General features: G+C 64.9%; 24 protein-coding genes. 8 read left to right on the forward strand and 16 right to left on the reverse strand.

Annotation, left to right across the window (positions count from 1 at the left end; translation table 11 throughout):
- Position 1 precedes the first annotated feature (1 nt).
- The 10 genes from tolQ to hisB form a co-directional block, all read right to left on the reverse strand.
- On the reverse strand, positions 2–718 hold the full coding sequence (gene tolQ / locus WFP44_RS06820; RefSeq protein ID WP_336925673.1) for a protein TolQ: 717 nt from the start codon (positions 716–718) through the stop codon (positions 2–4).
- On the reverse strand, positions 715–1,170 hold the full coding sequence (gene ybgC / locus WFP44_RS06825) for a tol-pal system-associated acyl-CoA thioesterase (RefSeq protein WP_336925674.1): 456 nt from the start codon (positions 1,168–1,170) through the stop codon (positions 715–717). Before ybgC ends, tolQ begins: the two co-directional genes overlap by 4 nt.
- Positions 1,171–1,236: 66 nt before the next feature.
- On the reverse strand, positions 1,237–1,617 hold the full coding sequence (locus WFP44_RS06830; protein WP_336925675.1) for a histidine triad nucleotide-binding protein: 381 nt from the start codon (positions 1,615–1,617) through the stop codon (positions 1,237–1,239).
- Positions 1,617–1,934: a phosphoribosyl-ATP diphosphatase gene (locus WFP44_RS06835; protein ID WP_336925676.1), complete on the reverse strand. Its 318-nt coding sequence runs from the start codon at positions 1,932–1,934 to the stop codon at positions 1,617–1,619. The genes WFP44_RS06830 and WFP44_RS06835 overlap by 1 nt, the downstream gene beginning before the upstream one ends.
- Positions 1,935–1,992: 58 nt before the next feature.
- Positions 1,993–2,193 carry a PEP-CTERM sorting domain-containing protein gene (locus WFP44_RS06840; protein WP_336925677.1) on the reverse strand — a complete coding sequence of 67 codons (201 nt, stop codon included), beginning with the start codon at positions 2,191–2,193 and terminating at the stop codon, positions 1,993–1,995.
- Between the two features lie 98 nt (positions 2,194–2,291).
- Complete coding sequence (gene hisF, locus WFP44_RS06845) at positions 2,292–3,050, reverse strand: imidazole glycerol phosphate synthase subunit HisF (protein ID WP_336925678.1); 759 nt, start codon at positions 3,048–3,050, stop codon at positions 2,292–2,294.
- Positions 3,050–3,778 (reverse strand): 1-(5-phosphoribosyl)-5-[(5-phosphoribosylamino)methylideneamino]imidazole-4-carboxamide isomerase, encoded by a 729-nt coding sequence (gene hisA, locus WFP44_RS06850; RefSeq protein ID WP_336925679.1) that lies wholly within the window; start codon positions 3,776–3,778, stop codon positions 3,050–3,052. The genes hisF and hisA overlap by 1 nt, the downstream gene beginning before the upstream one ends.
- Entirely contained in the window at positions 3,775–4,401 is a 627-nt protein-coding gene (hisH, locus tag WFP44_RS06855) for an imidazole glycerol phosphate synthase subunit HisH (protein WP_336925680.1), read from the reverse strand. Before hisH ends, hisA begins: the two co-directional genes overlap by 4 nt.
- Before the next feature lie 10 nt (positions 4,402–4,411).
- On the reverse strand, positions 4,412–4,699 hold the full coding sequence (locus WFP44_RS06860; RefSeq protein ID WP_336925681.1) for a YciI family protein: 288 nt from the start codon (positions 4,697–4,699) through the stop codon (positions 4,412–4,414).
- Positions 4,700–5,293, reverse strand: coding sequence for an imidazoleglycerol-phosphate dehydratase HisB (gene hisB / locus WFP44_RS06865; protein WP_336925682.1), 594 nt, complete (start codon positions 5,291–5,293; stop codon positions 4,700–4,702).
- A 106-nt stretch (positions 5,294–5,399) separates the two neighbouring features.
- Between hisB and WFP44_RS06870 the strand changes: the two genes are divergently transcribed.
- Genes WFP44_RS06870 through gmk form a run of 3 tightly spaced genes read left to right on the forward strand, consistent with a single transcriptional unit; the run spans position 5,400 to position 7,031 of the window.
- Entirely contained in the window at positions 5,400–5,894 is a 495-nt protein-coding gene (locus WFP44_RS06870) for an SspB family protein (RefSeq protein WP_336925683.1), read from the forward strand.
- Positions 5,895–5,954: 60 nt separating this feature from the next.
- Positions 5,955–6,317 (forward strand): hypothetical protein, encoded by a 363-nt coding sequence (locus tag WFP44_RS06875; RefSeq protein ID WP_336925684.1) that lies wholly within the window; start codon positions 5,955–5,957, stop codon positions 6,315–6,317.
- 51 nt (positions 6,318–6,368) lie between these two features.
- A complete protein-coding gene (gene gmk, locus WFP44_RS06880) occupies positions 6,369–7,031 on the forward strand; it encodes a guanylate kinase (RefSeq protein ID WP_336925686.1) in 663 nt (220 codons plus the stop codon).
- Between the two features lie 2 nt (positions 7,032–7,033).
- Here gmk and WFP44_RS06885 read toward each other — a convergent pair whose 3' ends face one another.
- Positions 7,034–9,418 carry a S8 family serine peptidase gene (locus WFP44_RS06885; protein WP_336925688.1) on the reverse strand — a complete coding sequence of 795 codons (2,385 nt, stop codon included), beginning with the start codon at positions 9,416–9,418 and terminating at the stop codon, positions 7,034–7,036.
- Positions 9,419–9,651: 233 nt separating this feature from the next.
- Between WFP44_RS06885 and dapD the strand changes: the two genes are divergently transcribed.
- The 3 genes from dapD (at position 9,652) to WFP44_RS06900 (ending at position 11,200) form a co-directional block, all read left to right on the forward strand.
- Positions 9,652–10,491 (forward strand): 2,3,4,5-tetrahydropyridine-2,6-dicarboxylate N-succinyltransferase, encoded by an 840-nt coding sequence (dapD, locus tag WFP44_RS06890; protein ID WP_336925689.1) that lies wholly within the window; start codon positions 9,652–9,654, stop codon positions 10,489–10,491.
- 31 nt (positions 10,492–10,522) lie between these two features.
- Positions 10,523–10,975, forward strand: coding sequence for an ion channel (locus WFP44_RS06895; protein WP_336925690.1), 453 nt, complete (start codon positions 10,523–10,525; stop codon positions 10,973–10,975).
- A 75-nt stretch (positions 10,976–11,050) separates the two neighbouring features.
- Positions 11,051–11,200: a hypothetical protein gene (locus WFP44_RS06900; protein WP_336925691.1), complete on the forward strand. Its 150-nt coding sequence runs from the start codon at positions 11,051–11,053 to the stop codon at positions 11,198–11,200.
- Here the strand turns inward: WFP44_RS06900 and WFP44_RS06905 are convergent.
- Together WFP44_RS06905 and WFP44_RS06910 are read right to left on the reverse strand one after the other, a co-directional pair.
- Entirely contained in the window at positions 11,193–12,458 is a 1,266-nt protein-coding gene (locus tag WFP44_RS06905; RefSeq protein WP_377923069.1) for a dipeptidase, read from the reverse strand. The genes WFP44_RS06900 and WFP44_RS06905 overlap by 8 nt on opposite strands.
- Before the next feature lie 146 nt (positions 12,459–12,604).
- On the reverse strand, positions 12,605–14,569 hold the full coding sequence (locus tag WFP44_RS06910; protein ID WP_336925693.1) for a YadA family autotransporter adhesin: 1,965 nt from the start codon (positions 14,567–14,569) through the stop codon (positions 12,605–12,607).
- 410 nt (positions 14,570–14,979) lie between these two features.
- Here WFP44_RS06910 and WFP44_RS06915 point away from each other — a divergent pair, with 410 nt between their 5' ends.
- Positions 14,980–15,381, forward strand: a complete 402-nt coding sequence (locus tag WFP44_RS06915; RefSeq protein ID WP_336925695.1) for a hypothetical protein — start codon at positions 14,980–14,982, stop codon at positions 15,379–15,381.
- A 63-nt stretch (positions 15,382–15,444) separates the two neighbouring features.
- On the opposite strand, the gene WFP44_RS06920 is transcribed toward WFP44_RS06915, so the two are convergent.
- A complete protein-coding gene (locus tag WFP44_RS06920) occupies positions 15,445–16,713 on the reverse strand; it encodes a gallate dioxygenase (RefSeq protein ID WP_336925697.1) in 1,269 nt (422 codons plus the stop codon).
- Positions 16,714–16,873: 160 nt separating this feature from the next.
- Complete coding sequence (locus tag WFP44_RS06925; protein ID WP_336925698.1) at positions 16,874–18,133, reverse strand: gallate dioxygenase; 1,260 nt, start codon at positions 18,131–18,133, stop codon at positions 16,874–16,876.
- 210 nt (positions 18,134–18,343) lie between these two features.
- Here WFP44_RS06925 and WFP44_RS06930 point away from each other — a divergent pair, with 210 nt between their 5' ends.
- Positions 18,344–19,174, forward strand: coding sequence for a MipA/OmpV family protein (locus WFP44_RS06930; RefSeq protein ID WP_336925699.1), 831 nt, complete (start codon positions 18,344–18,346; stop codon positions 19,172–19,174).
- Positions 19,175–19,479: 305 nt separating this feature from the next.
- Here the strand turns inward: WFP44_RS06930 and WFP44_RS06935 are convergent, their stop codons facing one another.
- Positions 19,480–19,731, reverse strand: coding sequence for an SWIB/MDM2 domain-containing protein (locus tag WFP44_RS06935; protein ID WP_336920063.1), 252 nt, complete (start codon positions 19,729–19,731; stop codon positions 19,480–19,482).

Raw genomic sequence — 19,731 nt, forward strand, 5'->3', positions numbered from 1 at the left:
GTCAGCCGGCCTCCATCTCGCGGCTCACCTGCGCGTGCACCTTGTCGGCAAAGCGTTGCAGGCGCGCTTCGAACCGGCCCACATCGGTCGAGAAGCGGTTATACGCGATCACCGCCGGAATGGCCGCGAACAGGCCGATGGCGGTGGCAAACAGCGCCTCCGAAATGCCCGGCGCCACCACGGCAAGCGAGGAATTGTTCTGCTGCCCGATCTGGAAGAAGCTGTTCATAATGCCCCAGACGGTGCCGAACAGGCCCACAAAGGGGGCGACCGCGCCGGTGGAGGCGAGAAAGGTCAGCCGTTCGGACAGCTTGTCCGCCTCGGCCGCGACCTGCCCTTCCATGGCGAGCGCAATGCGCGCCAGCGCGGCGTTCTTGTCGCGAATGCCCTTCTTGGCGCTGCGGCGGAATTCGGCGAGGCCCGCCCCCGCCACCCGGCCCGCCGGAATGTCGCCCTTCGAACGCGCAATCAGCGTTTCGGGATCGTCAGCCTGCCAGAATTCGGTTTCGAACGCGGCCGTCGCCTTGCCCAGTTTGCCCATGCGCATCGAGAAGGAGACGATGATCATCCAGACCCACACCGAAGCCAGCAGCAGGCCCACCATCACCGACTGCACCACGATATCGGCCATGAGGAACAGCTCGATCGGATCAAGCCTTGTGGGCGCGATGGTTCCCGCGTCGGCACTGGCAGCGGCAAGAAGGTCGATCATCGTCATGCAGTCTCTTTCCCAGCAAAACTCTCAAACGCCGCGCGCCAGGCTTCAGGCTGACGGCGGGGGCGGCCATTAGGGCCGACAAAGCCCACACGAATGGTTAAATCTGCCAGCACGTCGCTGCCCCGTGCAACGCGCTGAACCAGCCGGACGCTGGCAGCGCCCATCTCAGCAACGCGTGTTTGAACGGTCAATGAATCGTCCAGCCTTGCAGGCGCGCGAAAATGGATATGCGCCTCGGCCACGGCATAATGCCCCTCGCCCGCTTCCTGCGCCGCGCGCTGATCCACGCCCAGCAGGCGCAGCAGATCAGACCGGGCGCGTTCGGCATATTTCAGGTAATTGGCGTGATAGACGATGCCCGACAGGTCGGTATCCTCGTAATAGACGCGCACCGGGAACAGGTGCCGCGCACCGTCAATAACGCCCGAAACCGGTTGCAATTCCCCGCTCATTCCCCGGCCTTAGCGGGGCAGCGAGTCGCAGGGCAAGCATTTCAGGCCGCAGGGCAAATCTTTAGGTCAGATGGCCGATATCATTCGGCCTAACGGCCTGCCGCCGAACAGATGCACGTGCAGGTGCGGCACTTCCTGCCCGCCATCGCCGCCCAGATTGGCGAGCAGGCGGTAACCCGGCTCCACCAGCCCCAATTCGCGCGCCACATGGCCCACCGCGCGCACGAAGCCGGCGATCTCCTCAGCGCTGGCACGGGCGGAGAAATCGTCCCACGCGACATATTCGCCCTTGGGGATCACCAGCACATGGACGGGCGCCTGCGGGGCGATATCGTGAAAGGCCAGCGCCCATTCGTCCTCATACACCCGCTTGCACGGGATTTCGCCGCGCAGGATTTTCGCAAAAATATTGCCCGGATCATAGGGCAGCGTTGCGTCAATCGCCATCAGTCCTCTCCCCGCGATGCCTTCTCCGCCAACCCCGACACGCCTTCGCGCCGCGCCAGTTCGGCGCGCACATCGTCCAGCGCCAGGCCGCGCGCGTTCAGCGCCACCAGCAGGTGAAACACGATGTCCGCCGCTTCGCCCACCAGTTCCGCATCATCGCCCGACAGCAGCGCGACGGCGGCTTCCACGCCTTCTTCGCCCAGCTTGCGCGCGATCACCGGCAGGCCGCGTGCGTGCAGCTTGGCCACATAGCTTTCATCGGGGGAGGCGTTGCGGCGCTGCGCAATCACCTGTTCGAGGTGGTCGAGAATATCCATGCGGCGCAGGGATGGATTCCCGCGCGGCATCCGTCAACCGGGCAATCGCCCCATGCGCCTAGTCGCGCGGCTCATCCTTCTTGCGCATGGAAAACCGCCGCCCCAGCATCAGGCCCGCAAGGCCCAGCGCAAACAGGGTGAAGCTGGACGCTTCGGGCACCGCAGCCGCCGCGCGGGCCGCCACATTTGCCATGGCATTGACCGGTGCAGCCATCAGAACCAGACCGAAGGACAGGGCAAGAAGGATACGGGCCAGCATGGGCCAAGCCTTGCGCACAGCAGGCGATTCGCCGCAAATGTGCTTGTTTGACCGTCCATTTTTGGGACTTAGGCCGCCAGACTTCCTAATGGCGCGTTCTACCCGCGCGCAGGCAGTCCCGCCGCGCGCAGCGCCGCGTGCGCCTCGGCAATCGTATGCGTGCCGAAATGAAAGATGCTGGCCGCCAGCACCGCGCTGGCATGGCCTTCCACCACCCCGTCGACCAGATGTTGCAGATTGCCCACGCCGCCGCTGGCCACCACCGGCACCGATACGGCATCGGCAATGGTGCGGATGAGTTTGAGGTCATAACCCTTTTGCGTGCCGTCGCCGTCCATGCTGGTGACGAGCAGTTCGCCTGCGCCCAGCTCCGCCAGCCTGATCGCGTGTTCCACCGCGTCGATCCCGGTTTCCCGCCTGCCGCCATGGGTGAAGATTTCCCAATGATCGTGCACCCAGCGCGCATCGACGGATGCGACCACGCACTGGCTGCCCATCTTCTCGGCAATGTCGGTGACGACTTCGGGGCGGCTGACTGCGGCGCTGTTCACCGCCACCTTGTCCGCGCCCGCCAGCAACAGCGCGCGGGCATCCTCTACACTGCGCACTCCGCCACCCACGGTCAGCGGCATGAAGCACACCTGTGCCGTGCGCCGAACAATGTCGAGCAGCGTGCCGCGCCCTTCGTGGCTGGCGGAAATGTCGAGGAAGCAGAGTTCATCCGCGCCCGCCGCGTCATAGGCCTGCGCCTGCTCCACCGGATCGCCGGCGTCCTTCAGATCGACAAAGTTCACGCCCTTGACCACGCGGCCATTGGCCACATCCAGGCAGGGAATGACGCGGATGCGGACGGTCATCAGACCTTCCCCGCCATCGCAATCGCGGTGGCAAGATCAAGCTTGCCTTCGTAGATCGCGCGGCCCGTAATCACGCCCTCGATGCCGTCCTGGGCATGAAGGGCCAGCATCCGGATATCGTCCAGCCCCTTCACCCCGCCGCTGGCGATCACGGGCAGATCCACCCGGCGGGCGAGGTCCACCGTCGCCTCGATATTCACGCCTTTGAGCAGGCCATCGCGGCCGATATCGGTGAACAGCAGGCTGGCAACGCCCGCATCCTCGAACCGGCGGGCCAGATCGACCACGGGCACATCGGACACTTCGGCCCAGCCTTCGGTTGCCACCATGCCGTCCTTCGCGTCCACCGCCACCACGATGCCGCCGGGAAACTCGCGCGCCATGTCCTTCACGAATTCGGGGTCTTTGAGCGCCGCGCTGCCCATCACCACGCGCGCCACGCCAAGGTCGAACCAGCCTTCCACCGCCTCGCGCGTGCGGATGCCGCCGCCCAGTTGCACATAGCCGGGGAAGGCATCGACGATGGCCTCAACGGCCTCGCGGTTCTCCGCGCGTCCGGCAAAGCTGCCATCGAGGTCAACCACGTGCAGATGCTGCGCGCCGGCATCGGCAAACAGCAGCGCCTGTGCCGCCGGATTGTCGCCATAGACAGTCGCGCGGGCCATATCGCCTTCGGACAGGCGCACCACCTGCCCGGCTTTCAGGTCAATCGCGGGAAAGACAATCATTGCGGATTCCAATCGAGGAAGCGGGCGAGCAGATCGAGGCCATAGCGCTGGCTCTTTTCCGGGTGGAACTGCACGCCAAGGATATTGTCGCGCGCCACCGCCGCCACCAGTCCGCCGCCGTGATCGGTCATCGCGGCGACATGGCGGCCTTCATCGGGCTGGAAGTGGTAGGAGTGGAGGAAATAGGCCTCGCCCGCTTCCAGCAATTCCGCGCCGTCATGATGGTTGGTGGGCGCGACATCGTTCCAGCCCATATGCGGCACCTTGATGTGCGCGTCGGTCCGCTCGATCAGCTTTACATCGCCGGCAATCCAGCCAAGCCCCGGCGTCTCGCCATGTTCCAGCCCGCGCGTGGCGAGAAGCTGCATCCCGACGCAAATGCCAAGAAACGGCACGCCCGTGCCGATCACTTGGCTTTCCAGCGCCTCGACCATGCCGGGAATGGCCCACAGCCCCGCCGCGCAGGCCCCGAAGGCGCCGACACCGGGCAGCACGATCCGTTCCGCCCGGTGCACCACGGCGGGATCGGCGGTGACCGCCACATCCACGGCGCCTGCCGCCTTCAGCGCGTTGTGCACCGAATGGAGATTGCCCGCGCCGTAATCGATCAGCGCGATAGTCATTTCAGCCCCATCATTTCAGCAGCGCTTCCAGCCCCGGCGCGGCATGGCTGGCGACAAATTCGATGACTTCCACCGTGGCAACGCCGCCCTTGATGAAGGGATCGGATGCCGCCAGCGCCTCGGCCTCTTCGCGGGAGCCTGCCCTTGCGAAAATCATGCCGCCGCTGCGCGGCCGCTTGCGCCCCCAGGCCAGCAATATGCCCGCTTCGCGCCCCGCATTCAGCCAGGCGAGATGATCGGGCAGCAGCGCGTCCACCTCATCAAGTGGGGCGGCATAGGAGAGCGAGAAGATGAACATTCAGCCTCCCAACTGCCCCTTTGTGCTGGGCACGGCGCTGCCCTTGCGCGCGTCCAGTTCCACCGCGCTGCGCATGGCGCGGGCAAAGCCCTTGAACACGCCTTCGCAGATATGGTGGTTGTTGGTGCCGTAAAGCTGCTGGATATGCAGCGTCAGCCCCGCCGCCTGCGCCACCGAATGGAACCAGTGGTCGATCAGTTCGGTATCAAGCTCGCCCAGCTTTTCCTGCGTGAAGCGCACTTTCCAGACGAGGTATGGGCGGCCCGAAATGTCGAGCACCACGCGCACCAGCGTTTCGTCCATGGGCGAATGCGCCTCGCCATAACGGCCAATGCCCGCCTTGTCGCCCAGCGCGGCGGCAAGCGCCTGGCCCAGCGCAATGCCGCTGTCCTCGGTCGTGTGGTGCTGGTCGACGTGAAGGTCGCCCTTCACCTTCAGCGTCACATCGATCAGCGAATGGCGGCTGAATTGCTCGATCATGTGGTCGAGAAAGCCGATCCCGGTGGAAATGTCATATTTTCCCGTCCCGTCGAGGTTCACCTCGACGAGGATTTCGGTCTCGGCCGTCTTGCGCTCTATCCGTCCGGTTCTCATGGGCAACGCCTATAGGCACGAAAGCGGCCCATGCAAGGATTTGCACATGGCAGAAATGCGCTTTGCGCCTTGACCAAGCGCGCTGTCACAGTCACCTAGCCAGATTATGAGCAATGACACGCCCGACAGCCTGATCCCCTATGACGAAATCGTGCAGGAGGCGCTGCGCGCGGTGGTTGGCCGCGTGCTGGGCGAGGTGGAGGCCGCGGGCGGCGTGCTGCCCGGTGCGCATCATTTCTACATCACCTTCAAGACCCACGCCCCCGGCGTGCAACTGCGCGCCGATCTGAAGGAACGTTTCCCGGACGAGATGACCATCGTGCTGCAGAACAAGTTCTGGGATCTGAAAGTGGGCGACACCGGCTTTTCGGTGGGTCTTTCGTTCAACCAGCGTCCGGCGGAACTTGTCATCCCCTTTGCCGCGATCACCGCTTTCGTCGATCCGGCGGTGGATTTCGGGCTGCAATTCCAGGCGGCGGACGAAGTGGAACCCGCCGATCACGATCCCGGCGAGAACGACAGCAATGGCGGCGATGCCAAGCCCGCCGTGGCCGAAGACGGGTCCAATGTCGTCACGGTCGATTTCGGCCGGAAGAAATAGGGCGGCTGCGGCATGGCCTGGCCACGCACAAAGCGGTCGGCTGCCAAAGGCCCGAAAAAGATGCCGGCAGCTGCTCAGGACAGTGCGACCGACCCTGCCGAAAATCTGGCGTCGAATCCGGTGCTCAAGCTGCTGCTGGCCGATGCGGTGATCATCGCCCTCACCCGCATGATGCGCAGCGAAGTGGCGCACCGGTTCATTGCGCGCAAGCTGGGAATCCTTCCCCCGGCCAAGCCACGCGGCAAGTCCGGCGAACATCCTGCCTCCAAGCCTTCGCTTCCCGCGCGCATTGCCGGGGTGATCGCGCTGCGCATCGCCACGCGATCGGTTCCCGGCGCGGCGCTGGTGGGGGCAGGGATGCTGGCGCATACGCTCTACAAGCGCGGCCGCGCGAAGCGTGCGGGAAAGCAGGCCAGGGACTGAACAGGGCAGAGCGCACTTGAAAAGCACCGCCGAACCACGGCAAGTGCGCGCATGACCGATTCACCCGCTCCTGCCGAACGCGCGCCCCTTGCCCTGCCCCGGCGCGGGCTGATGCTGATCCTCTCCTCCCCCTCGGGCGCAGGGAAAACCACGATCTCGCGCAAATTGCTGGAGGCCGAGGGCGCTTCGCTGACCATGTCGGTATCGGTCACCACCCGCCCGATCCGCCCCGGCGAAGTGGATGGGCGCGACTACCATTTCACCGATGTGCCGTCCTTTCGCCAGATGGTGGATGCCGGCGCCTTCCTCGAATGGGCGGAGGTGTTCGGCAATCTGTATGGCACGCCGCGCGCACAGGTTTCCGCAGGGCTTGGCGAAGGGCAGGATTACCTGTTCGATGTCGATTGGCAGGGCGCGCAGCAATTGGCGCAGGCCGCCGGGTCCGATGTCGTCACCGTATTCCTGCTGCCGCCTTCGCTGGCGGAACTGGAAAGCCGCCTGCGCGGGCGCGGCACCGATGCGGAAGAGGTGGTGCGCGGCCGCATGGAGCGGGCCCGCGCGGAAATGAGCCACTGGAGCGAATATGATTATGTCGTGGTGAACGATGTAATCGACGATTGCTTCGCCAAGGTGCAGACCATCCTTGCCGCCGAACGGCTGAAGCGCACCCGTCAGACCGGCCTTGTGGACTTTACGCGCGGCCTGATGGCCTGATCCTAGAACCCCCGGCTCCAGCGCAGCGCGGCCCCGGCATCGTCGGGCGCATCCGCAATGTGGCCCGGATCGCGTCGCCAGAACAGGCTGGCCGAAGTCCAGCCTCCCGCCAGCCTGCCACGCCATGCCAGTTCGGCATCCCATTCGCGCCCCGAAGGCGCCAGGTTCAGCCATTGCACCTGCCGCGTGGCGCTCAAGCTGGCGTAATCCCAAGCCGTGGGCAGCGCGAGGGCCAGCCGCCCGCTTTCCACCCGCAAGGGCTGCGATAACCGGAAAGCCAGCGCGTCATCCGCCTGAAACAGGCCGCGCCGCTCCACATCCAATGCAAAGCCGCGCGTGACCGCCTGCGATCCGCCCGCCACCACCAGGCTTTGCCGCGCGGTGGTGAAGCCCTGGCGGAAACTGCCGCCCAGCCGCCAGCCGGGGGCCATCTGCCAGCCCAGCGCCAGATCGGCAAACAGGCTGTCGGCCCCCGCCAGCCCCAGACCGGGCTGGAATGTCGCGCCCAAAAGGCCCGCGTCCTCGCCCATCCAGGTGAGGCCCAGCGCGCCTTCCACATCGCCCAGCCGCCGGTCGAGCGAGAGGCCCAGTTGCGCCACCTTGCCCGGCTCGCCCTGCCCCCGCAATGCCGCCGCGTGGCGCGCAGGCGCGCTCACCCATGCCTCGCCATTCTGGGCAGAAACCGTCAGGCCCCACGCGCCCAGCCGGTGGCGCAGCGCAATCGCCGCATGGGTCGCCTGCCAGCCGCCGCTGTCGCCCAGCGTCGATCCGGCGATGAGGAACGCAGGCCGATCCTGCCCCCGCAATTGCGCCACCAGCCCGTCGGCCCCTTGCGCATAGGCAAAGCCTGCCTGTGTATCGGCGGACAGGTTCAGAACCGCGCGCGCGGCCAGCACGCGCGCCTGCTGCGCTTCACCCGGCGTGAGCGAGAGCGCTTCAGGTTGCGCCGCGCCATCCACGGTGAAGGACACCGCCACCGCCGCATTTGCCCCGCCCAGATGGCGGTGCTGCCCTGCCAGCGCGCCGTGCAGCACATTGCGCGCAGGCGAGGAACGGAAGGTGCCGCCAAGATCCGCCTCGAAAGCGCGGGCATATTCGTCCAGAATCAGCGTGGTAAGCGCCGCCGCAGCCGCCGCATCGCCCATGGCGGGCGAGAGCGTGCCGCCCGCCGCGCCCAGTTGCAGCGTGCCCGATCCACCTGCCACGGTGGTCGTGCCCAGCGGCTGGAACGCCCGGTTGATGTCGAGGATACCCCGCCCGAACACTGCATCGGTGCCCGTGGCACCTGCGTCAAATGCGCTGCGCAGCAGAATATCGGCCAGTTGCTGCCCGGTCAGATTGGGAAAGGCCGATGCCAGCAGCGCCGCCGCGCCCGCCACTTGCGGCGCGGCAAAGCTGGTGCCCGATACGACGAACACCGAACTGCCTTCGACCAGCAATTGCCCGTCGACATAGGTGCAGCACACCCGGTCGCCGCGCGCCGCCAGATAGAACGCCCCGTCGCTGCCCGGCTTGTTCGAATAGCTGGCCATGCGGTAGGTTTCCGTCACCGCCCCCACTACCAGCACCGCGCCATCGCCCGCCGCCAGCATCTGCCTGGCGAAATTGTCGAGCGAACTTCGCCCTTCATTGCCCGCCGCGATCACCACCAGCACCCCTGCCGCGGCGGCATCGCGCACCGCCTGTTGCAGCGCGGCGCTGGCGCCGCTGCCGCCGCCCAGCGAGATATTGATGACCTTGGCCCCGCGCGCGACCGCATGGTCAATGCCACGCGCCACATCGTCATCCAGAAAGGCGCAATCATCGGCGGAAGAAGGGTTGTCGGCGGTGCAACTGCCCGGCTCGTCCCCGCGGATCGCCATGATCGTGGCGCCCCAGGCCATGCCCAGAATGCCGGTTCCGTCACGCGCGGCGGCCGCAATCATGGCAACGCTGGTGCCGTGGTCATCCTTGCCGTCGATCGAATTGCGCGAGGCATACAGGTCGATCGAATCGGGCGAAATGCGCCCGGCGAATTCGGGGCTGTCGCTGTCGATCCCGGTATCGATCACCGCGATGGTCACCCCACTGCCGCTGTGCCCGCCCGTCCAGGCGATATGCGCGTTGTGCTGGCGCGGCCCGGTGGACTGGCGGAATTCGGCCGTATTGTAAGCCGTGGGAACGGCGACCTGCGGAAATGCGGTCGGCGTCGGGGTCGGCGTCGGCGTGGGTGCAGGTGTGGGGGTTGGCGTCGGGGTTGGCGTGGGTGTAGGTGTAGGCGTAGGCGCGGGGGGCGGCGGCGGAATGGTGCCGGGCCGCGTCCCTCCCCCGCAGGATGCCAGCATGGCGCAGGCCGTGAGCAGCAACAGGCAGCGATAGCGCAGGGGCCGGGCGGTTGGAGCAGTCATCACTTGTCCTTGGCGGATCGGAACGGATTGTCGCGCATCCGGTGGGCTTATGCCTCATGTCCCAATTTTTCCTGAACCTGTCCATGCGGCAGACCCATCAACAGGCGCCATGGCTGCGCTTCGCCCTTTGCCCCTCCTCCCTTGCCCCTCCTCCCGTGCCCCTCACCCCTTGCCCACCGCCGCCATGCAGGCTAGCCGCGCTGCACACGCGGACAGAGAAGGGAATTGAGGCCATGAGCGGCGATCTGGAACGAGCCATCGAACAGGCATGGGATGCACGCGACAGCGTCACCCCGGCCAGCGCGGATGTGCGCGAAGTGGTGGAGGCGGCGCTGGCGCTGCTCGATTCCGGCGCGGCGCGCGTGGCAGAGCCGGATGGCGCGGGCGGATGGCAGGTGAACCAGTGGCTGAAGAAGGCGGTGCTGCTGTCCTTCCGCCTGAACGACAACGAGGTGATTGCAGGCGGCGCAGCCGGCGCGCCCGCCTTTGACAAGGTGCCATCCAAGTTCGCCGGATGGGGCGCGGAACAGTTCCGCAGCGGCGGTTTCCGTATCGTGCCGGGCGCAGCGGTGCGGCGCGGCAGTTTTATCGGCCGCAATGTGGTAGTGATGCCCAGCTTCATCAATATCGGCGCCTATGTGGGCGAAGGCAGCATGGTCGATACCTGGGCCACGGTCGGTTCCTGCGCGCAAATCGGCAAGAATGTGCATCTCTCGGGCGGCGTGGGCATTGGCGGCGTGCTGGAACCGCTACAGGCCGGCCCCGTGGTGATCGAGGACGGCTGCTTCATCGGCGCGCGCAGCGAAGTGGTGGAAGGCGTGCGCGTGGGGGAAGGCGCGGTGCTGTCGATGGGCGTGTTCATCGGCGCATCGACCAAGATCGTCGACCGCAACACAGGCGAGGTGCATATGGGTTATGTCCCGCCTTATTCGGTGGTGGTGCCCGGCTCCATGCCCGGCAAGCCACTGCCCGATGGCACCCCCGGCCCCAGCCTCTATTGCGCTGTCATCGTCAAGACGGTGGACGCGCAGACCCGTTCCAAGACCGGCATCAACGACCTGCTGCGCGATTGAGCCACGGTATCAGCGGGAGAGAGGAACATATATGCCGACACCGCTGATAACCGATCTGATCAACGATTTTCTGGTCTCTGCGGTCATGGTGGTGCTGTGCGTGGCCGTGCACGGGGCGGGCCTGTTCGGCCTCAGCCGGTGGATGCGCAGCGAAGCATCGACCGAACGGTTCAGGCACATGGACCCGCTATCCCCCCGCGGGGCGCTGTTCACCCTGAGTGTGGTGGTGGCGATCATCGTGCTGCACGGCCTGGAAATCTGGCTCTACGCCTTTGCCTATATCGGCATCGGCGCGGTGACCGGCGGGCTGGAGGAAGCGCTGTATTTTTCCACCATCAGCTATTCCACTGTCGGCTATTCGGATGCGCAGATCCTGCCCGAATGGCGGCTGGTTGGCGCGTTTGAAAGCATATTGGGCGTGATCCTGCTGGGCTGGTCCACGGCCTTCTTCCTGCGGACGCTGTCGCGCATCGATCCGCATTGACCCGCGCCCGCGCGGAACCATCGCCGCTTCTGTCCGTAGGTTTGGTATAACCAAGGCTAATGACAGGAGCGCGCGATGGAACGCCGCGGAGACGAAGTGCATATCGAGACCGAAGAAGCCCGTGCAGGCGAGAGCACCGGCATCATGCGCTGGGTGCTGGGCATCAGCCTGACGCTGGCGGTGGTCGCCATGTCGGTGGTGTGGCTGATCCCGGCGCTCAGTTGATCGGCGTCTCGATCGGGGCCATGCCGCGCTGGCTGGCGGCATAGGCTTCCGCTTCGCGCAGCACGCGCATCATGTTGCGGCTGGCAATCTTTTCCATGTCGGCGCGCGAATATCCGCGGCGCGCCAGCTCGGCAAACAGTGCGGGATAGCCTGAAACATCCTCCATCCCCACCGGCCCGGTCGGCATCCCGTCGTAATCGCCGCCAATGCCGATATGGTCGATGCCGGCCACGCGGCGGATATGGTCGATATGGTCGGCCATTTCCCCGATGGTGGAAAGCGGGGCGGGATTGGCCGCATCCCATGCCGCCAGCTCCTCTGCCGCACGCTGCGGCTGACCTTGCCACAGCGAGGCAAGCTGCGCCCGCTGCGCCGCGCGCGCGGCCAGATGCTGGCGCAGAACCTCGGACAGATAATCGGGATAGCCCACAACCATCACGATACCGCCTTCCTGCGGCAGGCGTTCCAGCACGCTGTCGGGCACGTTGCGTGCATGGCCGTTCACCGCGCGCGCGCCCGAATGGCTGAAGATGACCGGCGCGCCGATCGCGGTCATCGCGTCGTGCATCGCCTCCTCGCTCACATGGGACAGGTCAACCAGCATCCCCATGCGCGCCATTTCGCGCACCACCTGCACGCCGAATTCGTTGAGGCCACCGTGGCGCGGGGTGTCGGTGGCGCTGTCCACCCAGTCCAGCGTGCGCGAATGGGCCAGCGTCAGGTAACGCACGCCCAGATCATACATCTGGCGCAGCACCGCCAGGCTGTTGCCGATCGAACTGCCGCCTTCAGCCCCCAGAAGCGAGGCAATGCGCCCGCGCCGCATGGCCGCCTCCACCTCGTCCGCCGTGGTGGCAAAGGCCAGAATGTCGGGATAGCGGGCGATCAGCCGCTTGGTCACATCAATCTGTTCGATCGTGGCCACCACGGCTTGCGGATCGGGCATACTGGCGGGGACATAGACCGACCAGAACTGCGCCCCCACCCGCCCTTGGCGCAGGCGCGGTGCATCGGTCTGCAGCGGATTGGCGTTCTGCCCGGCAGGGGGCACATTCGTGCCATCGTTGAAATCGAAATTGCCGATCACATTGCGGTAACGCAGCCGCAACTGGAACGGCAGATCGTTATGCCCGTCCCACACAGGCGCGGCGTCCAGCGCGGCATTGGCCCGTGCCTGCTGGGCGGCCGTGGGCGCCTGCGCGGCCACGGGAACGGCCATCAGGGCACCGACCGCGCCAAGAGCGGCGGCCAGAATCATCGAACGCTGCGTCACCTGTCGCCCCCTGTCTGGCTGAGGCGGCAAGGTTATCGCTCTTGCCGCGATGCACAATGGCCAAACGCCGATCGGCGGCCCTGCCGAAGCAAGACCGCCGACCTGTGTTGCATTGTTCCGACAGTTGCGCGTCAGAACTTGATGCTGGCGCCCACGCCGCCGCCCACGGCGTTTTCCGAGAAGCCGACATTGGCGCCCAGACCAAAGCCGCTTTCGGTGACGAACTGCGCGCGGATGGCACCGGCATATTCGCCTTCGAACGTGCCTGCGCCGACCGAGATGCCGCCTTCGCCATTGGCGAGGTTGAGCGGGGCTGCGTTCATCGCAAAGCCCATCGCCACGCCCTGGAAGGCGCGCTGCATATCGCCTTCCAGCACGGTCACGCGGGCATTGGTCAGGTCGATCCGGGCGTTCAGCGTATTCACCGCGCTGGTGAGCTGGCCGAAGGTCGCCACATCGCTTGCCGCGGTGCCGGCTGCCACGCCGGAAATGCGGCCCGCATTGTTCATCACGATGGAGCCGGCCTGAACCTGGCCGTTCACCGTCACGATATCGCCATTGGTGGTGGAGATATCACCCGAAGCCACGACATTGCCGGCCGAGGTGATGTTGCCCGCCACCGCCAGATCCTCGCCAATCGTGGCGCTGCCCGTGGTGGACAGCGTGCCGGTGGCGATATTGCCGGTGTTGGTGATGCCGTTGGTGGTGGTCGCCCCCGTCACCGCCAGCGCGCCGCCAACCGAGGCATTGCCCGTGGTGGACAGCGTAGTGGTGGCGATATTGCCGGTATTGGTGATGCCGTTGGTGGTGGTCGCGCCGCCCACCGACAGCGTGCCGGTCAGCGCCGTATTGCCCGACACCGCCAGATCCTCGCCAATCGTGGCGCTGCCCGTGGTGGACAGCGTGCCGGTATTGGTGGCGTTGGAATTGACCGTGCCGATATTGGCGGTGTTGGCGTTCACGGTGTTGGAATTGACCGTGTTGATATTGGCGGTGGTGCCGTTCACCGTGCCAAAGGTGCCGGTGGTGGCCGACACGCTGTTCGCGCCGATGCTGCCCGCAGTCACTGTGCCGAGATTGGCGGCCGACGCGTTCACCGTCCCCGCGTTCACCGTGTTGGTGTTCACCGCGCCGAAATTGCCCGTCGCGCCGTTCACTGCGCCATCGACATTCACGTCGCCGGAGAAGTTGCCGTCCACCGCGGCGACATTACCCGCGAAGGTGCCGTTGCCTGCATTGTCCAGAACGAAAGTCTGTCCGTTGGTGGAATCTTCCACCAGGATGCCGTTATTGTCGATCGTGACAGTGGTCGATGCGGTGCCGCCATGCAGCACCAGTGCGCCATCCTCGCCAGTGCCGTTGATACGGGCGGTGTTGACTTCACTCGCGGTCACATTGCCCGCCACAACGACATCGCCCGCGAACGAACCGTCGGTTGCAATCACGGCGCCGCCGACAAAGCTGTTGCCTGCCACCACTTCGTCACCGTCGACGAAACTGTTGCCGTTCACCACATTGTCGCCCAGCACGAAATTGTTGCCGGCAACCACTTCATCACCGAATACGAAGCTGTTGCCGCCCACAATGCCGTCACCCACGACGACGCCATTCCCGAAAGCGACCATATCACCGCCGGCCACCACGGCACCGCCGGCAACCACATCGCCGCTGGCGTCGACATCGCCCGCCAGCACATCGCCGCCGCCGGTATTCACATCGCCGCCTTCGGTGCGGATATTGCCGCCTGCGGTAATCACGCCGCCGCCGCCTGTGCGCACTGCGCCGCCGCCGGTGATCAGCGTGCCGCCCGTGGTGGTGATGTCGCCGCCGCCGGTGCGCACGCCGCCGCCACCGGTGAACACCGCCCCGCCTTCGGTGCGGATGATCCCGCCGCCCGTACGGATGATGCCTCCATCGGTGCGGATATTCGCGCCATTCGTGTCGAGCACGCCGCCGTTATTCTCGGTGTCCTGCACGCCGCCATCGGTCACTTCGATCGGATCGCCGCCGATCGTGATCTGGGCCTGAGCCGGCAATGCGAAAGCGATGGCCGAAAGCGCGGTGCCGCACAAAACGGATTTCTTGAAACTAACCATGATATTCTCCAGCAAACCGGGAAGACCTGCCGGCGGACCGTGTTCGCATGGGGCGGCAATGATCACTCCGATCATGCCCCTGACGCAAAAATCCCCGGCACCAACCGAGGCCCGCATCCCCTGCACCAAACCGGAACTGCCGTGCCCTCTTCCCACAATCCCCAAGGCCGATGAAATCGCGGCCAAACGGCAAAACCCGTGCCCCTGTCCCGGACTTGTTCCAGCACAACTACGGGTTAACACTTAGTAGCCTTGTTCGCTTGTCAGAACAACTCAAACCTTGAACATTGCCTGCGCAAAACAGCTTTTGTCGTAAAGCTGCGCGGCTGGATCGGCTGGCAAAGCCGCGCTAGGTTGAATTGAATAGGTGAGGGATGAACACGATGATGGCGGTTACGGCCCAAATTCGAATGCGTATGCGGGCGCTGATGTGCGGCGTGGTTGCAGTCCTGGCGGCAGCCTTGGCCGCGCCCGTCCCGGCCGCGGCGGAGGGCTTCGTCAACACGCGCGGGGGGTGGATGGCGCTGACGGCGGAGGCGAAGGCCGCCTATGTGCAGGGGCTGAATGACAGCCTCAATTTCTTCTATGTCGATGACACGCTGGTCGAGGCCTTGGCCAAGCGCGGGCGCACGCGCTGCCTGGTGGAACAGCGGGTGACCGCCGCGGCGCTTTCCACCATCATCACCAATGCCTATAACGAACCGCAGTTTGCCCGGTCATCGCCGGTAGCGGTCTATGTCCTGAAAATCGGGGAGCTGTGCCGCCCCTATATCAACCGCGAGCGGCAGGAATTCGGCCTGGGGCCGCAATAGGGCAGACCGCCAGAGCAGGCCGCCAGAACAGGTCGGCAGCGGGGCAAGAGCGGGCAGGGCCGATCATTCCGCCGGTTCGGCCTCCACCGAATAATTGATCGCGGCGTTGCGGGTTTTCTGGAAGTCCGCAACGCTCATCCCCTTCATCGCGGCATAGACATCGATATTGCCCAGCCCCACCACCGGCGCGAGCTTTTCCAGATTGAAGAAGATCACCCCGTAACGGATCATGCCGATCCAATCGAGATCGCGGATCAGGGTCTTTTCCTCCTCGGTCAGACCGTATTCGGCGGCCAGCGCTTCGAAATCGGCCTTGAACCGGGCGCGGAAGGCCGGATCGACGATGGAATGCAGGAAATTGTTGATCCGCCAGGCCTTTGCGCTGCGGGTAACGGTAAAGGGATAGGTGCCCTCCAGCCCCAGCGCGGGCGCGACATCGGCATAGATGCGCGTGGCATATTCCTCTCGGCTTTCGGGCGAAGGATCCTCTTCGGCATCCTCGAACACCATGCTGGCGATGCTCGTCATCGAAGGCAGGAAAAAGCTGCGGTGCAACTCGTTCACCTTGGGCGCAAGGCATCCGCGCATCAGCATCCACATCACGATTTCGGCGCCTTCCATGCCGCCCAGCTTCACCAGTTCGCCCACCGGGATATCGATCAGGCTTTCGGGATCCCTGGCGAGCCGGTCCATGAATTCATGGTCCCATGCCACATTGTTGAACCCGCAGCGCTCGCCATGCACCTGGTGCGACAGGCCGCCCGTGCCCGCAATCGCCACCTTGATATCGGCGGGGTAGTTCTGGATCGCGCGGCGCAAGGATCGGCCAAAGTTCCAGAACCGCTTCGCCTTGGGGATCGGCAGTTCGAGCACCCCGCATTGCAGCGGCACGATGCGGCAGGGCCAGCCTTCTGCGTCCGAGTGCGGCAGCAGCACCGAAAGCGGGGAGAACGCCCCGTGATCGAGCCCCATCCCCTGCCAATATGAAAGGTCGAAATCATCCGCCACCATGCCGAAGGCGATATGTTCGGCCAGTTGCGGATCGCCCTTGATCGGCGGCACCTTGCGCGCCCCGCCGCCTTCGTCGGCCGCCGCATATTCCTCGCCAATGCCGATGGCGAAGTGGCTGTAATGCTGCATCCAAAACGATGTCATGTGATCGTTATAGACATAAACGATCACATCGGGCTTCACCCGCGCCAGCCAGTCCTTCACCGGCTGGAACCCGTCGAAGATCGGCTTCCATACCGGGTCGTCCTGCTTGCCCGCATCCTGCGCAAAGGCGATGGTGGGGGTGTGCGAAACGGCGAAACCGCCAACAATCTGGGCCATGCATTCTCTCCCGCCGGGCCGAATCCGTGCGGCCCATCGGAAGGCAGAAATAGGGCAGGCGGCGCAGGCGATCCTTGCGCCGGGTCAAACGCAAAAGGGGCCGGCACGCGGATCGCGGTGCCGGCCCTTTTCTGCGCGCAGAGGAACCCGCAGGAGCGCCTTACTTTTCCTTGCCCGCCACGCCGTAATTGATCGCGGCGTTGCGCGTCTTCTGGAATTCCGGCACGCTCATTCCCTTCATCGCGGCATAGATGTCGATATTGCCGATGCCGGTAACCGCGCCCAGCTTTTCCAGCATGAAGAAGATCACGCCGTAACGGATCATGCCGATCCAGTCGCGGCGGCGCACCAGATCGCGCTCCTCCTCGGTCAGCCCGCCCTTTTCGTAGGCGGCTTCCTCGTCCTCACGGAAAACTTTCCGCATTTCGGGCTGGGTCAGCGAATGGAGGAAATGGTTGAGGCGAAAGCCCTTCACGCTGCGTTCGATGGTGAAGGGATAGGTGCCTTCCATCTCCTCGGCCCCGACATACTCACGATCCGCGCGGGCGCGGGTTGCTTCGGGTGCTTCCTCGGGAGCATCGGGGGTGCGTTCCTCCAGGATCATCGTGGCAATCGGGCACATGGAGGGCAGGAAATAGGTCTTGTGGATACATTCCACATCGGCCGACAGCGCCCCGCGCATCATCAGCCACATGACGACTTCCGCGCCTTCCCAGCCGCCCAGCTTGGCAAGTTCGGCCACGGTCATATCGAGCAGGCTTTCGGGATCCTTTTCCAGCCGCTCCATGAATTCGTGGTCCCATGCCGGATTGTTGAACCCGCAGCCTTCGCCGTGCACCTGATGGCTGAGGCCGCCCGTGCCCGCAATCGCCACCTTGATGTCCTCAGGATAGGACAGGATCGCCTGCCGCAGGCTCTTGCCGAACTTGTAGAAGCGGCGCGCGGAAGGCAGCGGCACGGTCAGCACGCCGCATACCACCGGCAGCAGCTTCACCGCCCAGCCGCCATCGTCGTAATCGACCATCACCGACAGCGGCGAGAAGGCCCCGTGATCCAGCCCCTTTCCCTGGAAATAGGACAGGTCGAATTCGTTCGCCACCATCACGCGGGCGACGTGTTCGGCAAACTTCGGGTCACCCTTGATCGCGGGAATGTCGCGCGGGCCGCCGCCTTCATCCGCCGCGCGGAACTCCTCGCCCACGCCCAGCGCAAAGTGGCTGTAATGGTCAAAGAACGAGGTCATGTGATCGTTGTAGATATAGATCAGGACATCGGGCTTCTTGGCGCGGAACCAGTCCTGCACCGGCTTGTAGCCATCGAAGATCGGCTTCCACACCGGGTCCTCGAACTTGCCCGCATCCTTGGCAAAGGCGATGGTGGGGGTATGCGACGTGGCAACGCCGCCAACGATGGTAGCCATGGGTTTTTGTCCTGTCCTCTCGCGCCGGGCGGGCCATACCGCCAACGCATATTCGTCATATGGTGGGCGCGATTGTGCCAGCCAAGGCGGACGGCGGCAAGGCGCTTCTCCGCATGGATGAAGTTTTCACATGGACGAATTTTGCGCGTGCAAGGAACCGAGGCAAAAGGTCCGGCTTTCATGCAGCATACATCCCGGTATGGCCATCGCATGAACATGATCCGATATGCTGCCGCTTTCGCCCTCCCCGCCCTCGCTTTTGCATCCCCGGCCCAGGCGCAGGGCGGCCCGCCGCCACAGCGCGATACCTTCACCATCGGGGTCGGGATCGGCGTCACCTCCGATTATGACGGGGCGGACGAATACCGCCTGATCCCCGGCGGCGTGGTGCAGGGCACGGTAAAGGGCCACGATTTCCGCCTGAACGGGCCGCAATTGTTCATCGATGCCATCGCCAACAATCCGGTGCGCCGCGTGGAGCTGGAACTGGGGCCGGTGGTGGGCCTGCGATTCAACCGCAGCGGCGGGATCAAGGATGCGCAGGTGGCCGCGCTGGGAAAACTGGACAGGGCAGTCGAACTGGGCCTGCGCGGCGGCATTGGCCTTAACGGCGTGGGCAGCCGGACGGGCAAGCTGTCGCTGGGCGCAACCTTTGTGCACGATGTCGCCGGCGCGCATGACAGTTGGCGGATCAGCCCCTCGGTCGATTATTCCACGCTGGTGGGCCGCCGCACCTTCGTGCGCGCATCGGTGGGCGCCGATTTCGCGTCGAACCGCTATGCCGACTATTATTTCAGCATCAGCCCGGCGGGCGCGGCGGCCAGCGGGCTTGCCCCTTTCGCGGCGAAGGGCGGGCTGGAAAGCGTGGGCGCCAATGTGCTGGCCACCCATTCGCTTTCGGGCGGTCGCACGGGCTGGTCGCTGTTCGCCATCGGCAGCGCCAGCCGGTTGCAGGGCGATTTTGCCGCCAGCCCGATCGTGCGCGATGCAGGCAACGCGACACAGTTCTTCGGATCGGCGGGGCTTGCCTACACCTTCTAGGCGATTTTTCGGAGTGCCGCAGGGCAAACCGGCTTTCCTACAGCGCAACAAGCCGCCAGCCTGCGGGCGGCTCTTTCCCACCGTCGATCCCCCACACAACACGAAAGCGATGCGGCGTGGTGTCAACTTTGCAATTCACCCGCAAGCCCCTGCTTTTGCATCAGAAATGGCGGAAATCGGGCATCGTCACGATGTCAACTTCGTCATCTTCAGGCCAAGGCCGCCGAGCACGCTGCATATGAAAACGGGCGGGAAGCACCCAACTGCTTCCCGCCCGCCTGCATATCAAACCCGAAGGCCGGATTTTAGCTGAGGTGCTTGGACACCGCAGCCGTCATCTTGAACATCGAGATCTGGTCATTGCCGATCACCGCGCCGAGCTTGGCATCGGGGTTGATCTGGCGCTTGTCCTTGCTGTCCTGCAGGCTGTTGGCCTTGATGTATTCCCACACCTTGCTGGTCACTTCGGCGCGGGTCATCGGGCCCTTGCCCACCACGTTTTCCAGCGCACCCGACAGGGTCACCGGCTTGTTGAGAGCGTTGTTCTTGGCAGCCAT

Origin of the sequence: Alteraurantiacibacter palmitatis (assembly GCF_037154115.1) — a bacterium.
Classification (GTDB): Bacteria; Pseudomonadota; Alphaproteobacteria; order Sphingomonadales; family Sphingomonadaceae; genus Alteraurantiacibacter; species Alteraurantiacibacter palmitatis.